This is a genomic window from Motiliproteus sediminis, assembly GCF_017912535.1.
Taxonomy (GTDB): domain Bacteria; phylum Pseudomonadota; class Gammaproteobacteria; order Pseudomonadales; family Balneatricaceae; genus Motiliproteus; species Motiliproteus sediminis.
In genome coordinates, this window is sequence record NZ_JAERQK010000015.1 from 16,966 (window position 1) to 31,268 (window position 14,303).

Consider the following 14,303-nt stretch of genomic DNA (forward strand, 5'->3'; position numbering starts at 1 on the left):
GGTAGTTTCCTTAACTCAGGCCTAGCCGCGCCGCAGCCAGGTTTGCGGATTCTGGGGCTTACCCCGTCGCCTGATGGCGAAATAAAGACCGGCGTCTTCACGCCCGCCGCTGTCACCAACCTTGGCGATACTGTCTCCGGCAGCAACCCAGTCACCCACCTCTTTGAGCAAACTCTGGTTGTGCCCGTAGAGCGACATGTAGCCGTCGCCATGGTCAATAATCAGCAACAGGCCGTAGCCTCTTAGCCAGTCCGAATAGACTACCCGTCCATTATGCACGGCACTGACCCGCTGGCCAGCACCGGCACCGATGACAATACCCTCGCTACGCGCGCCGCCCCGGCGGCTGCCAAAACGCTCTACCACTTTCCCCTGTGTCGGCCAAGCCAGACGCCCCTTTAACTGCGCGAAACGCTGGGTGGTGATGGCAAGATCCGCTTTCGCCAAGGCCTGCTGTAACTGCCGCAGCACGCGCTGCAAACGCTGCTGGTCCTGTTCCAGTCGCGCCAGCTGCTCACTCCGACCTTTAATGTCACGCTGCAAGCTTGCCAGCGCCTGCTGACGCTCGCGGCGCAGACCAGCCAGCTCTCGCTCGCGCTGCTCCAGCTGCTGTTGCCGGTCGACCAACGCCGCACTGTTCTCCTTGAGAGTGGCTTCCGTCCGCTCCAGTTCAGCCAAGGTGGCATTAAATTGCTGAATCGCGGCAACCCGCGCTTCGGTAAAGTAACGGTGGTAGTGCAGCAGCCGGCTGACCCGCTCAGGCTTTTCCTGATTGAGCAGTAGCTTGAGCTTATCCTGCTGCCCACTGCGAAAAGCCAGCGCCAACTGTTCCCCCAGCGCCTCGGCCTGGCTCTTGCGTTGGGCCTGCAGCCGCTGCTGCTGTGGCCCCAAGCGCTCAAGCTGGGCTGCAATACGCAGGAGATCATCACTCAGCGCATCCCGGTGGCGGCTGACTCGTCCTGCCTCGGACTCTGCCCGGCGCAGCGCCTGCTGCAGCGACTGCTGCTCGCCGCTCGCCTTATCCAGCTCCGCTCGTAGCTGTTTGATTTCGCTCTGCAGCTGGCGTATCTGACGCTGCGTGGCATCGGCATCAGCCGCCTGGGCAAAAGGCAGCTGCAGCGCCAGCAAAGTGACAATAAGTGGCAGCAGTATGCGCATTAACGATTCCCGAATGATCCCGCGACTATAACCAAGGATCATTCGGCTGTACACGCGCTCAACGGGCCAACACGGTACCGGTCATCTCTGCCGGAGCCGGCAGCCCCATCAGCTCCAACAGGGTAGGAGCCAGGTCTGCCAGGGTGCCATTTTCCAACGTCAGCTGACGCGGCCCGACATACACCAGACCCACTGGCCAGGTGGTATGCGCCGTATGCGCCTGCCCCGTGGCCGGATCAGCCATCAGTTCCACATTGCCATGATCGGCAGTAATCAGGCACTGGCCACCGACCGCTTGCAACGCGTCAAGCACCCGGCCAAGGCAGCTGTCGATCGTTTCTACCGCCTTGACGGCGGCGTCAAATACACCGGTATGGCCGACCATGTCAGGATTGGCGAAGTTACAGATGATCAGATCGAAACGCCCTGACCCGATCGCCTCTACCAGCTTGTCTGTTACCTCTGGCGCACTCATCTCCGGCTTGAGGTCGTAGGTAGCCACATCTGGGGATGGCACCAGAATTCGCTCTTCACCGGCGTACTGCGCCTCCTCGCCACCGTTAAAGAAAAAGGTCACGTGGGCATACTTCTCGGTTTCAGCGATCCGCAGCTGGGTTTTACCCTGCGCGGCCATATATTCACCCAGACCGTTTCGAATCGCTTCCGGCGGATAAGCGCAGGATGCCTCGATGTCCGCCGCATATTCGGTCATCATCACGAAGTCGGCCAGTGCCGGAGCCCGGCGGCGCTCGAAACCATCAAAGTCGGCCTCTACAAAGGCGCGGGTGATCTCACGCGCGCGATCAGGGCGGAAGTTGGCACAGATCACCGTGTCACCGTCCTCAACGCGGCCGGTCGCGCTGCCATCCTCGCGCTCGATAACCGTGGCCTGGACGAACTCGTCGTTCTCGCCACGCGCATATGCCTGCTCCAGCGCCGCCAGAGTGCTGCCGGATCGCTGCGCACCCTCACCCAAGGTCATCGCGTCGTAGGCCTGCTGGACCCGCTCCCAACGATTATCCCGGTCCATGGCATAGTACCGCCCGGTCACCGTGGCGATGGCACCAACACCCAGCGCCGCCAACTTGGCTTCCATGGCTCTGATCGAGGGCTCAGCGCTACGCGGTGGCATATCGCGACCGTCTAGAAAAGCGTGCACATACAGCGCGTTGGCACCGCGCTTCACCGCCATTTCGCACAGTGCGAACAGGTGTTCCTCATGGGAATGCACGCCACCGGGAGAGAGCAGCCCCATAATATGCACCGCTCGGCCGGCATTGATCGCCTTATCCATGGCGCTCACCAATGCGTCGTTAGTGAACAGAGAGCCATCTTCGATCGCTTTGGTGATGCGGGTAAAGTTCTGATAGACGATACGACCGGCCCCCATGTTCATGTGACCGACCTCAGAATTACCCATCTGCCCGTCCGGCAAGCCAACTGCCAGACCGGACGTAGCCACCCGTGCGGTGGGGCAGCTGGACCAGATGCGGTCCCATACCGGGGTACGGGCGGCGTGGATGGCGTTGTTGACGGGGTCGTCGTTGACCCCCCAGCCATCAAGAATAATCAGCGCGGTCGGAGTGCGATTCTGGGCCATGAAAACGGATCCTGCGTGGTCGTCAAATAGCCGAGCATTTTACTCTGACGCCCGGCAAAGGGCCAGTCAGCGCTCGGCAGCCAAACACGCTCGATAGCCGGTAGAATCGCGAAACCCCCGAAAAGCCTCGGCCCGCTCCAGTACCGCCGGCACACAGTCGCCATCTCGAGCGGCCAGTTGCGACACGCAGGCAACACCGAGACTGTCGCGACAGAAGGCGAAGCGGTCAAGGCGCGGATTACCGGTGGCCGCCAGCGTAGCCAGTTGGATTGCGGCCCGATTGCGCACCGGCTCGAGGCTCTGCTGCGGCAGGCGCGCGACCAGATCGCTGATGTCGGCGGCGCTCAGGTAGCGGCCAAACAGATCCCGGTCAATCCAACGCAGCATCTGGAAGTAAAACAGTGCAGACCCATGATCTCCGCGCCGCTGATGCAGCGAGCCGGTTAGGAAGTAACAGTAAACAATCCCCTCGGCGCGGCAACGCTCCAGCTTTCTCGCTGCCTGCATGACGGTGCGGTTGCCGCCGGCCCAGCTCAAGAAGTGGTCGGCATACAACTGTCCGATGGCATCAGCCTGCCCGCCCCGCGCCGCCTCCAGCAGCAGCTGATCCATTGCACCGACCTCTGCCTCCTCACTCTGCGCCAACCGGTAGCGCAGATAAAGCGCCTGGGGATCACCCGACTCAGCCGCCTGCCGCAACCGCTTGCGCACCTCGTCGGTGAGCTCGACACACCGCTCCCAACAATAGCTTAACGCAGCAATTGAGCCCGCTTCAGCCGCACGCTGAAATAGCGCTCTGGAGGCACTGACATCACGGGGTCGACCATATCTGCCGGACTCCGCCAGCCAGCCCAGCAGCAGCAATCCGTCCGGACTCTGCTCTGCCGCCTGCCGTTGTTCAGTAGAGAGTGGAGCGCCGGCTGCCAGCGCCTCAACAAGCCCCTTCAGAGAAGCACTGGCAGCCAGCGGAAAACAAAGAAGCACAGCCAGAAGCAGCGTCTTTTTCACAAGCTGAGCCGCTCTTCCCATTGCAGATTACCGATTTCGACCCGCACCCAGTCAAACCCGATACGCCGCGCGACCGATACCGCTCCATCCAGGCTTTTGAACTCACGCTCGCGCTCCTCACGCTGCAGCGTGAGCACCTCTTCGCGCTCATCGCCGGTCACAAACTTCAAATTCCAGCCTTTAGCCATAGATACGGGAATAGCTCGGCAGATAGTGAAACATCCCGCATTGAATAAGAGTTTCAATTCTCGCTCTTGCATACTCTTTAATCTTCTTAGTTATAACAAATACAGAATAATGAAATTCTATATGATTATTTAATAATCACAATTGTTTTTTGATTATTTTCGATATATCAAAAAGGAATCATGACCCATCAACCCCATCCACAGACGGCAAGCGCGTGGCCTCGATCCGGCTGAACAGGTATACTTGCGCCTTTCCGCGGCCCGGCGGCCGCCCACAACCTACAAACTCGGAAGAAGCGTTAATGGAGCAGTTCATCGAATTCGCCAACAACCACCTGGAGCTGTTTGCCGCGCTGGCGGTCACGTTGGTGCTGCTGGCGATCAGCGAAGCCCGCAAAGGCGGCGCCAAAGTCACGCCCCACATCGCCACCCAGATGATCAACAAGGAAAATGCCGTTGTGCTGGATATCCGCCCCAAGAAGGAGTTCCAGACCGGCCACATTACCGGCGCGGTCAACATCCCCTTCGCAGAACTGGACAAGCGGATCAGCGAGCTTCACAAGCACCGCGATAAGCCGGTCATTGTGGTCTGCAACCTCGGCCACACCGCATCCGGCGCGTTCAAGAAGCTACAGGAAGCCAAGTTTGAGCGGGTATCCCGCCTGAGCGGCGGCATTACCGAGTGGAAGGCGCAGAACCTGCCGATCGTGAAGAAGTAACCGTGGCCCGCATCGAAATCTATACCACCGCTTATTGCCCCTACTGCATTCGCGCCAAGATGCTGCTAACGCAGAAGCAAGCCAGCTTTGATGAGATTGCGGTGGACGGCGATGCCGAGAAGCGCCGTGCCATGATGGCACGTGCGCGCCGCCACACAGTGCCGCAGATATTTATCGATGACACCCACATAGGCGGCTGCGACGAGCTCTACGCGCTGGAACGAAGCGGTCAGCTGGACGCGCTGTTGAGCGGCGAAAAAGATTTAAACGAACAATAAAAGGAAGCACACCATGAGCGAAGAGAACGCCCAAAGCCAAGCCAACCAACCCCAGTTTGCCATTCAGCGAATCTACCTCAAGGACCTCTCCTTCGAGTCACCGAATTCGCCGGCGGTTTTTTCCAAGGCCTGGCAGCCAGAAGTTGGACTGGAGATCAACACCAAGACCCGCTCTGTCGGCGACGACCTCTATGAGGTGGTGCTGACGCTCACCGTGACTGTAAAAAGCGATGGTGACTCAGCCTTCCTGATCGAAGCGCAACAAGCAGGCCTGTTTCTGATCAAGGGACTGGAAGGCGGGCAGATGCAGCACACCCTGGGTGCCTTCTGCCCCAACATCCTGTTCCCTTATGCACGCGAGACCGTTGACAGTCTGGCCAATCGCGGCGGCTTCCCGGCCCTCGGCCTGGCACCGGTTAACTTTGACGCTCTCTTTGCCGAACAGATGCAGAAGCAGCAAGCCGGCGAAAAAGCCGAACAGCAACACTAAACCCTCCGGCGGGGCGCTCGTCGCGCTCCGCTGTCCTTATGTTTCACATCGCGCTGTACGAACCTGAAATTGCACCCAATACGGGCAACATCATGCGCCTGTGCCGCAACAACGGCTGCAGCCTGCACCTGATAGAGCCACTGGGATTTGATCTGGAAGAGAAAAAACTGCGCAGAGCAGGGCTCGACTACGCCGACCATAAGCAGGTGCATCGTCACGCCGACTTCGCGACATTCCAGCACTGGGCCGCGAATCGCCGGATCTTTGCCTGCACCACCAAAGGCAGCCGCCTCCACGACCAGGTCGCCTACAAATCCGATGACATCCTGCTGTTCGGCCCGGAGACCCGCGGCCTTCCAGCAGAGATACTGAACGCCATCAACTGCGATCAACGCATCCGCATTCCGATGCGCCCGGACAGCCGCAGCCTCAACCTATCCAACGCCGTTGCCGTCATCAGCTATGAAGCCTGGCGCCAGCAAGGCTTTAGCGGCGCCTGCTAATCTTTCAGCTCGAAATAGGCCTCTACCATGGCGCGCGTTTCCGCCGCAGCCTGCTCCGATGCCATGTGCGTCATCAGCGAGCCATTTTGGCGACAGGCCGCCACCAGCATGTCGTAATAAAGAGCGGTAATCTTGCGCGCCAGTGAGCGCGAAACCTTACGCTTGGCCGCCATGCCATCCAGCCGATCACCGACGCGCGGACTGATCGACTGCCGCAGCAGCAACTCATAGCTTTCGCTACCGGCCGGCCACTTGCCCAACTCAGTCAGCAGGCTCTCACAGCTGCGATTATCCGCAGCGGCCACACCCGCGCCCATCAGCAGCAGCGCACCACAACAAACCGACCCGATCTTCCTGTTCATACACTTCCCTTTCAGACGATGAATGCATGATGGAAACTCTAGCCCAATTAAGCCACCCCGGGAGCCGATTCACCCCTCACTGTCGGCAGCATCCATACCCAGCTCGTTAATCTTGCGTGTCAGCGTGTTGCGCCCCCACCCCAACAACAACGAGGCATCGCGGCGGCGACCACCGGTATGCGCCAACGCAGTTTCAATCATGATGCGCTCAAAGATCGGCACCGCCACACCGAGCAGATCACTGGTGCCGCGCCCCAGCTCCTGCTCTGCCCACTGCCGCAAACCTTGCCGCCAGTCGCCGGCGGGCTGCTCTGCCACCTGATCCTCAAGCAGCTCGGGCGGCAGATCAGACACCAACACTTCCCGGCCGGAGGCCATCACCGTGATCCAACGACAGGCGTTTTCCAGTTGGCGCACGTTACCGGGCCAGGACACCCCGCACAGATAACGCTCAGCCTCGGCAGTCAGCACCTTGGGCTCAACCGCCAACTCGTCGGCTGCCTTGGCCAGAAAGTGCTGCGCCAACCGGGGGATATCTTCGCTGCGCGCACTCAAGCGGGGTATATGAATACGAATAACGTTCAAACGGTGGAACAGATCCTCACGGAAGCGCCCCTCCTTGACCAACTCTTCCAGGTTCTGGTGAGTTGCGGCGATGATCCGTACATTGACCCGGATCGGCGTATGCCCGCCAACCCGGTAGAACTCACCATCGGCCAGCACCCGCAGCAACCGGGTCTGCGCTTCGGCCGGCATGTCGCCGATCTCGTCGAGAAACAGAGTGCCACCATCCGCCTGCTCAAAGCGCCCCTTGCGCTGCGCGCCGGCACCAGTAAAGGCGCCCTTCTCATGACCAAACAACTCCGATTCGATCAGATCACGAGGAATAGCTGCCATGTTGAGCGGTATAAAGGGGGCCTGCCGACGCGGGCTGTGCTTATGCAGCGCGTGAGCGACCAACTCCTTACCCGTGCCCGACTCACCATTGATCAGCACGGTGATATTCGACTGCGACAGTCGCCCGATAGCGCGGAACACCTCCTGCATCGCCGGCGCCTCACCAATGATCTCGGTCGCCACCTCGGGCTGAACCGCATCGGCCTGGCCACGCTTCTCCTGGGCATGAGCCAACGCCCGCTTGACCAGCGCGACAGCGTCATCCACGTCAAAGGGCTTGGGCAGATATTCGAAGGCCCCTCCCTGGTAGGAGGCCACGGCACTATCCAGATCAGAGTGCGCCGTCATGATGATCACCGGCAGGTCCGGACACAGGCGCTGCAATTCACCCAGCAGCGCCAGGCCGTCGATACCCGGCATACGAATATCACTGACAAGGGCATCGGGCTGCTCATGCTGCAGCGCCTTCATGACCTCATCACCCGCCTCAAACACCCGCGCCTCGATACCGGCCTGCTCCAGCGCCTTCTCCAGCACCCAGCGAATAGAGCGATCATCGTCAACAATCCAGACGTTATTTGACGCCATATTCATTCTCCAACGGTATGTAGATCATGAACTCGGTACAACCGGGCTCACTCTGACATTCAATTAATCCCTGATGCTGATTGACGATCGACTGCGCGATCGACAACCCCAACCCGGTACCCGCCGCCCGTCCGCTGATCATCGGATAGAACAGCGTTTCTCGCAGCGACTCAGGCACTCCCGGGCCGTTATCCTGTACCACCAACTGACAAACCAGACGATGCCGCTCGGCCCCCAGAGTGAACTGGCGAATCGCACGCGTGCGCAAGGTAATCCGCGGCGACGGCGTTTCTGCTTCCAGCAGCGCCTGCACGCCATTGCGCACCACGTTAAGAACGGCCTGGATCAACTGCTCCTCGTCACCGTCGATATCGGGAATGCTCGGATCGTAATCGCGCACCACCTCGACCTGGCCCGCAGTCTCGGCACTGATCAGACTATTGATGCGTTCCAGAATAAGATGAATATTGATCGGCTTCTTCTGCGGCAACTGACGCGGTCCCAGCATGCGATCGACAAGATTCTGCAGCCGGTCGGCCTCGCCGATAATCACCTGGGTATACTCGTGCAAACTGTCATTAGGCAGCGCGCGATCCAGCAGCTGCGCCGCCCCCCGAATACCACCCAACGGATTCTTAATCTCGTGGGCGAGCCCCCGAATGAGTTCGCGGGTTGTCTCTTGCTGCGAGCGACTCTCCTCCTCACGACTGATACGTATGAGCCGCTCACGCGGCTGAACCTCGATCAACAGGCCATTGCTGCGCTCCGCCAGTAGCGGCGATATGCTGTAGTCAGCAGCCAAATCCTTGCCATTGTGCAGTAGCAGATGCGCCTCGCGGCGAGTAAAGGAGTGGCCGGTGTCGCAGGCGTCAGCCAGCACCTCATAGAACTCGAAGTGGTCGCGAATCAGACTGACGAGGTTTTCACCCTCCATCCGCTTGGCGCTGACCTCAAACAACATCTCCGCCGCCGGGTTCATATAGCGGATGCAGCGCTCACCATCGACCATCAACACAGCGCCGCTGAGGTTATCAAGCAGGTTCTTATAAAACACGTGCACCAGATATTCTCCGCCATAGGGCTTTTAGTCAGCTATTGCAAAAAATAAACCAGCTTGCCCGCCACGCTCTCCCGCCGCATAAAACCTGGGCTCACGCCGCCATGACCAAAGCTGGTCCGCTCCACAACCATCCTTACCGCACCATAATAGTGCACACTAGCCCGACCGCCCTAATTTGAATCTTATCCAGCCCAAACAACAGACATAAAAAAAGCCTCCCGAAGGAGGCTTTTCAGAGCGCTTAAGGGTAATGCTTAAACGCTGTAGTACAGGTCGAATTCAACCGGGTGTGTAGTCATGTTGACACGCTCAACATCCTGCTTCTTCAGCGCGATGTAAGCATCGATGGTGTCATCACTGAATACGCCGCCAGCAGTCAGGAATTCACGGTCTGCGTCCAGCGACGCCAGCGCTTCTTCCAGGCTGGAACATACGGTCGGGATCTCAGCCGCTTCTTCAGCCGGCAGGTCGTACAGGTCCTTGTCCGCCGCATCACCAGGATGGATCTTGTTCTTGATACCATCCAGAGCCGCCATCATCAGTGCCGCAAAGCACAGGTAAGGGTTGCCAGACGGATCAGGGAAGCGGAATTCAACGCGACGCGCCTTCGGGTTGGTCACGTAAGGGATACGGATAGAGGCAGAGCGGTTGCGCGCTGAGTAAGCCAACATAACCGGAGCCTCGAAACCGGGAACCAGACGCTTGTAGGAGTTGGTGGAACCGTTAGCGAAGGCATTGATCGCCTTGGCGTGCTTGATAACACCGCCGATAGCAAACAGAGCCTGCTCGCTCAGACCACCGTACAGGTCGCCGGAGAACTGGTTCTGACCATCCTTGGAGATGGACATGTGAACGTGCATACCGGAACCGTTATCGCCAACCAGAGGCTTCGGCATGAAGGTGGCCGTCTTGCCGTAGGCGTGAGCAACGTTATGTACGCAATACTTCAGCACCTGAACTTCGTCAGCTTTTTTGGTCAGGGTGTTGGCACCAACGCCGATTTCACACTGGCCCGCAGTACCTACTTCGTGGTGGTGTACTTCAACTACCAGGCCCATGGAGGTCATGGCATCACACATCGCGGCGCGCAGGTCATGCAGGGAGTCAACCGGAGGAACCGGGAAGTAACCGCCCTTAACGGTCGGGCGGTGGCCGATGTTGCCGCCTTCGAAGACTTCGTTAGAAGACCAGGCCGCTTCATCAGAAGAGATCTTGTAGCCAGCGCCAGAGATATCGGCGTGCCACTTAACGTCGTCAAACACGAAGAACTCGGGCTCCGGACCGAACAGCGCCGTATCACCGATGCCGGTAGATTTCAGGTACTCTTCAGCGCGCTGGGCGATGGAGCGAGGGTCACGCTCGTAACCCTGACCGGTGGACGGCTCGACGATGTTACACCGAACAATAACTGTGGCGTCTTCGGTGAAAGGATCCAGCAGAGAGGCGCTGTCGTCAGGCAGCAGGATCATGTCAGACTCGTTGATGCCCTTCCAACCCGCGATGGAGGAACCATCGAACATCTTGCCGTCTACGAAGAAGTCTTCGTTAACTTCAGTCGCAGGAATGGTTACGTGCTGCTCTTTACCTTTGGTATCGGTGAAACGCAGGTCGACCCAACGCACTTCATTTTCTTCAATCAGCTTCAGAGTCTGTGACATATCAATCTCCGGTTGTTAATGGCCAGATCGCTCTGGGCCCTTCCTTACCTTTCGCGGCCAAGCAGCAACGCGAATTTTCGGTTTTTACCTAAGGCAAATGGTGTGCCACTTCACTGAAGTAGCGAAAACCGCTGTTTCTGCGGGTCCTGCGCCATCACGGGCACACCCATTCGCCCTATATCGGTGCACACAAAAACAAGATGCACCAATATAGCGCAAGCACTGCTGCTGTCTCACTGCGCAGCTATTTAAGCATGAAATTCCTGCGGGAATCGAGAGCGCTGCACACAAAATAATCGCACAGCTTGCACCGTCAACTCATGTATAATTGCCGCTTTTTAAGGCGCCGGAGTAAAGCCGCTGTGATTGAGAATTTGAGAAATATTGCCATCATCGCCCACGTCGACCATGGCAAGACCACCTTGGTAGACAAACTGCTTCAGCAGTCAGGCACTTTGGCGCGCCGCGACGAAGGCAGTGAGCGGATCATGGACTCCAACGACCAGGAGCGTGAACGCGGCATTACCATCCTTGCCAAGAATACCGCCATCCGCTGGAACGACTACCGAATCAATATCGTCGACACCCCCGGGCACGCTGACTTTGGCGGCGAAGTGGAGCGGGTACTGTCGATGGTTGACTGCGTATTGCTGTTGGTTGATGCAGTCGACGGCCCCATGCCACAGACGCGCTTCGTCACCCAGAAGGCCTTTGCACAGGGCCTGAAACCTATCGTGGTCATCAACAAGATTGACCGCCCAGGCGCGCGCCCGGACTGGGTTATGGACCAGGTGTTCGACCTGTTCGACAACCTTGGAGCAACCGAAGAGCAGCTCGACTTCCCGGTGGTCTACGCATCCGCCCTGAACGGCATCGCCGGTCGCGATCCGAGCGAGATGGCAGAGGATATGACACCGTTGTTCGAAGCGATTGTCGAACATGTCGAAGCCCCGAACGTCGACGTGGATGGCCCCTTCCAGATGCAGGTATCCGCACTGGACTACAGCAGCTATCTCGGCGTTATCGGCGTCGGCCGCATCAAGCGCGGCAGCATCGCCACCAACGGCCAGGTCAAGGTGATCGATGCCGAGGGTAAATCACGCTCAGGTCGCGTTCTCAAGATCATGGGCTACATGGGTCTGGAGCGAGTAGATGTCTCCAGCGCACAAGCGGGCGACATCGTCTGTGTCACCGGTATCGACAAGCTGAATATCTCCGATACCCTCTGCCACCCCGACCATGTCGAAGCATTGCCGGCGCTGAGCGTTGATGAGCCGACGGTGTCCATGACCTTCCAGGTCAACGATTCGCCGTTCGCCGGCCAGGACGGCAAGTTCGTCACCTCGCGCAACATCAAGGAGCGCCTGGAGCGCGAACTGATTCACAACGTTGCCCTGCGGGTTGAAGAGGGCGATTCGCCGGAGAAGTTCAAAGTCTCCGGTCGCGGCGAGCTGCACCTGTCGGTGCTGATCGAATCGATGCGCCGCGAAGGCTTCGAACTCGGTGTTTCCCGCCCGGAAGTGGTTCAGAAAGTCGTCGACGGCCAGATTCAGGAGCCGTTCGAAGAGGTGATGATCGACGTTGAAGAACAGCACCAAGGCAATGTGATCGAGGAGCTGGGTAAACGCCGCGCCGACATGACCAACATGGAAGTGGACGGTAAGGGCCGGGTACGCCTGACCTTTATGATCCCCTCGCGCGGCCTGATCGGCTTTCGCAGCCTGTTCCTGACCCTTACCTCCGGTACCGGCATCATGACCTCGATCTTCGACCACTACGGCCCGGTCAAAGAGGGTGAAGTGGTATCACGCATCAATGGCGTGCTGGTATCGATGGTGTCGGGCAAGGCGCTGGGTTACTCGCTATTCAACCTGCAGGAGCGCGGACGCCTCTGTATCGACCCCAACGTAGAGGTCTACGAGGGGATGATCCTTGGTATCCACAGCCGCTCCAACGACCTGGCGGTAAACCCGATCAAGGGCAAACAACTAACCAACGTCCGCGCCTCCGGCACCGATGAAAATATCCAGCTGACACCGCCGATCAAGTTCACCTTGGAACAGGCACTGGATTTCATCGAGGATGATGAGCTGGTTGAAGTCACCCCCCACCACATCCGCCTGCGCAAGAAGCTGCTGAAAGAGCACGAGCGCAAGCGCGCAGCACGCAGCTAAGGCAATAGCGGCAGAGGGCTGTATACTTAGGGGCAGATTGCGGCAAAGGATTGACTATGCGCACCCTGTTCCCTGAGATACAGCCCTACGCCCGTCACCAGCTAAAGGTCGACGGCCTCCACCATATTTACCTTGAAGAGAGCGGCAACCCCCGCGGAATCCCGGTACTCTTTGTGCACGGCGGCCCCGGCGCCGGCTGCGACAGCTTCAACCGTCGCTTCTTCGATCCGGAAAAATACCGCATCGTTCTTTTTGATCAACGCGGCTGCGGCCACTCAACGCCGCATGCGGAGTTAACCGACAACACCACCCCGCATCTGTTGAGCGATATGGAGCAGATCCGCTCACACCTAAACGTCGAACAGTGGCTTCTTTTTGGAGGATCCTGGGGGGCAACACTCAGCCTTTTGTACGCCCAGCAACACCCTGACCGGGTCGCGGGACTGATCCTGAGGGGCACCTTCCTGTGTCGCCAACAGGATATCGACTGGCTCTATCAAAGTGGCGCCAACCGCTTCTTTCCCGATCACTGGAACAAGTTCGCGGCGCCCATTCCTGCTGACGAACGGAGCGACCTGGTAGCCGCCTACCATCGCCGCCTCAGTAGCGACAATGATCTTGAGCGAATGGCTGCGGCCAAGGCCTGGTGTAGCTGGGAAGCTCACTGCTCCACCCTGAATCCAAGCACCACCCTGCTCAACCACTACACCGATCCCCAGGTTGCCGGCGCTCTGGCGCTGATTGAGAACCACTACTTCACGCACCAGGGGTTTATTGAAGAGAACCAGATTCTCGCCCAGGCGGAGCGAATCGCGCAGATTCCGGCCGTTCTGATCCACGGCCGCTACGATACCGTTTGCCCACCGGAACAAGCGTTCGCCCTCTATCAGTCTCTGCCTGACGCAGAACTTCACCTCGTCCGTGATGCTGGACATTCAGCGCTGGAACCCGGCATCACCGACAACCTCATCAAGGCGACAGAAAAATTCGCCACTCGACTGGCATAGGAGCCCCATGCTCGGATTAATCCAACGCGTCAGCCAAGCGGCGGTTCAGATCGATGGCGAGGTCTCTGGCAAGATCGAAACCGGCATTCTGTTGTTACTGGGAGTACAGAAGGGGGACAACGAAGAGAAAGCGCGCAAACTGCTGCACAAAGTCACCCACTACCGCATCTTCCCCGATACGGACGGCAAAATGAACCTCAATCTTCAGCAGGCCGGCGGCGAGCTACTGGTGGTATCGCAGTTCACATTGGCAGCCGATACGCGCAAGGGATTGCGCCCCGGCTTCTCCAACGCCGCCCACCCTGAACTCGGCGAAAGCCTTTATGACTACTTTGTGGCCGAGGCCCGGGGACAGCTGGGTCATGTCGCCACCGGTCGCTTCGGTGCCGACATGAAAGTCAGCCTGATCAACGACGGTCCGGTAACCTTCATGCTGGAGAGTTAACCCGGCCGCCCACCGCTCTGGATCACCACCCGTCAGCGATAAAAAAAGGCCCCAGTCGCATGACTGGGGCCTTCTCGTATTAGGCGCTTGGCGATGACCTACTCTCACATGGGGAAGCCCCACACTACCATCGGCGCTGAGTCGTTTCACTTCGGAGTTCGGTATGGG

General features: G+C 58.7%; 15 protein-coding genes and 1 rRNA gene. 7 read left to right on the forward strand and 9 right to left on the reverse strand.

Going from position 1 to position 14,303, the window contains the following annotated elements:
- Window positions 1–21: 21 nt before the first annotated feature.
- From JJQ76_RS17425 to JJQ76_RS17440, 4 genes are all read right to left on the reverse strand, one after another.
- Complete coding sequence (locus JJQ76_RS17425; RefSeq protein WP_210398240.1) at window positions 22–1,158, reverse strand: murein hydrolase activator EnvC family protein; 1,137 nt, start codon at window positions 1,156–1,158, stop codon at window positions 22–24.
- Window positions 1,159–1,216: 58 nt separating this feature from the next.
- Window positions 1,217–2,758, reverse strand: coding sequence for a 2,3-bisphosphoglycerate-independent phosphoglycerate mutase (gene gpmI / locus JJQ76_RS17430; RefSeq protein WP_210398241.1), 1,542 nt, complete (start codon window positions 2,756–2,758; stop codon window positions 1,217–1,219).
- A 66-nt stretch (window positions 2,759–2,824) separates the two neighbouring features.
- The gene (locus tag JJQ76_RS17435) at window positions 2,825–3,766 is read right to left on the reverse strand and encodes an SEL1-like repeat protein (protein ID WP_210398242.1); all 942 of its coding nucleotides are present in this window, start codon (window positions 3,764–3,766) and stop codon (window positions 2,825–2,827) included.
- Entirely contained in the window at window positions 3,763–3,936 is a 174-nt protein-coding gene (locus tag JJQ76_RS17440) for a hypothetical protein (protein WP_246481122.1), read from the reverse strand. The genes JJQ76_RS17435 and JJQ76_RS17440 overlap by 4 nt, the downstream gene beginning before the upstream one ends.
- Before the next feature lie 320 nt (window positions 3,937–4,256).
- Between JJQ76_RS17440 and JJQ76_RS17445 the strand changes: the two genes are divergently transcribed.
- From JJQ76_RS17445 to JJQ76_RS17460, 4 genes are read left to right on the forward strand one after another with little or no spacing between them, the layout of a single operon-like run.
- On the forward strand, window positions 4,257–4,673 hold the full coding sequence (locus JJQ76_RS17445; RefSeq protein WP_210398244.1) for a rhodanese-like domain-containing protein: 417 nt from the start codon (window positions 4,257–4,259) through the stop codon (window positions 4,671–4,673).
- A gap of 2 nt (window positions 4,674–4,675) precedes the next feature.
- Complete coding sequence (gene grxC, locus JJQ76_RS17450; protein WP_210398245.1) at window positions 4,676–4,951, forward strand: glutaredoxin 3; 276 nt, start codon at window positions 4,676–4,678, stop codon at window positions 4,949–4,951.
- Window positions 4,952–4,964: 13 nt separating this feature from the next.
- Window positions 4,965–5,441 carry a protein-export chaperone SecB gene (gene secB / locus JJQ76_RS17455; RefSeq protein ID WP_210398246.1) on the forward strand — a complete coding sequence of 159 codons (477 nt, stop codon included), beginning with the start codon at window positions 4,965–4,967 and terminating at the stop codon, window positions 5,439–5,441.
- Window positions 5,442–5,479: 38 nt separating this feature from the next.
- Window positions 5,480–5,944, forward strand: a complete 465-nt coding sequence (locus JJQ76_RS17460) for a tRNA (cytidine(34)-2'-O)-methyltransferase (RefSeq protein WP_210398247.1) — start codon at window positions 5,480–5,482, stop codon at window positions 5,942–5,944.
- Here JJQ76_RS17460 and JJQ76_RS17465 read toward each other — a convergent pair.
- The 4 genes from JJQ76_RS17465 to glnA all read right to left on the reverse strand — a co-directional run bounded on the left by JJQ76_RS17465 (window position 5,941) and on the right by glnA (window position 10,509).
- Window positions 5,941–6,306: a hypothetical protein gene (locus JJQ76_RS17465; protein WP_210398248.1), complete on the reverse strand. Its 366-nt coding sequence runs from the start codon at window positions 6,304–6,306 to the stop codon at window positions 5,941–5,943. The genes JJQ76_RS17460 and JJQ76_RS17465 overlap by 4 nt on opposite strands.
- 69 nt (window positions 6,307–6,375) lie before the next feature.
- The gene (glnG, locus tag JJQ76_RS17470; protein WP_210398249.1) at window positions 6,376–7,797 is read right to left on the reverse strand and encodes a nitrogen regulation protein NR(I); all 1,422 of its coding nucleotides are present in this window, start codon (window positions 7,795–7,797) and stop codon (window positions 6,376–6,378) included.
- On the reverse strand, window positions 7,778–8,851 hold the full coding sequence (gene glnL, locus JJQ76_RS17475) for a nitrogen regulation protein NR(II) (RefSeq protein WP_425515247.1): 1,074 nt from the start codon (window positions 8,849–8,851) through the stop codon (window positions 7,778–7,780). The genes glnG and glnL overlap by 20 nt, the downstream gene beginning before the upstream one ends.
- Window positions 8,852–9,105: 254 nt before the next feature.
- Complete coding sequence (glnA, locus tag JJQ76_RS17480; RefSeq protein ID WP_210398250.1) at window positions 9,106–10,509, reverse strand: glutamate--ammonia ligase; 1,404 nt, start codon at window positions 10,507–10,509, stop codon at window positions 9,106–9,108.
- Window positions 10,510–10,871: 362 nt separating this feature from the next.
- On the opposite strand from glnA, the gene typA reads away from it, so the two are divergent.
- Genes typA through dtd form a run of 3 tightly spaced genes read left to right on the forward strand, consistent with a single transcriptional unit; the run spans window position 10,872 to window position 14,135 of the window.
- Complete coding sequence (gene typA / locus JJQ76_RS17485) at window positions 10,872–12,683, forward strand: translational GTPase TypA (RefSeq protein ID WP_210398251.1); 1,812 nt, start codon at window positions 10,872–10,874, stop codon at window positions 12,681–12,683.
- Window positions 12,684–12,739: 56 nt separating this feature from the next.
- The gene (gene pip / locus JJQ76_RS17490) at window positions 12,740–13,690 is read left to right on the forward strand and encodes a prolyl aminopeptidase (RefSeq protein ID WP_210398252.1); all 951 of its coding nucleotides are present in this window, start codon (window positions 12,740–12,742) and stop codon (window positions 13,688–13,690) included.
- Between the two features lie 7 nt (window positions 13,691–13,697).
- Window positions 13,698–14,135, forward strand: coding sequence for a D-aminoacyl-tRNA deacylase (dtd, locus tag JJQ76_RS17495; protein WP_210398253.1), 438 nt, complete (start codon window positions 13,698–13,700; stop codon window positions 14,133–14,135).
- An 85-nt stretch (window positions 14,136–14,220) separates the two neighbouring features.
- Here the strand turns inward: dtd and rrf are convergent.
- Window positions 14,221–14,303: ribosomal RNA gene (rrf, locus tag JJQ76_RS17500) — 5S ribosomal RNA — on the reverse strand; the annotation flags it as partial.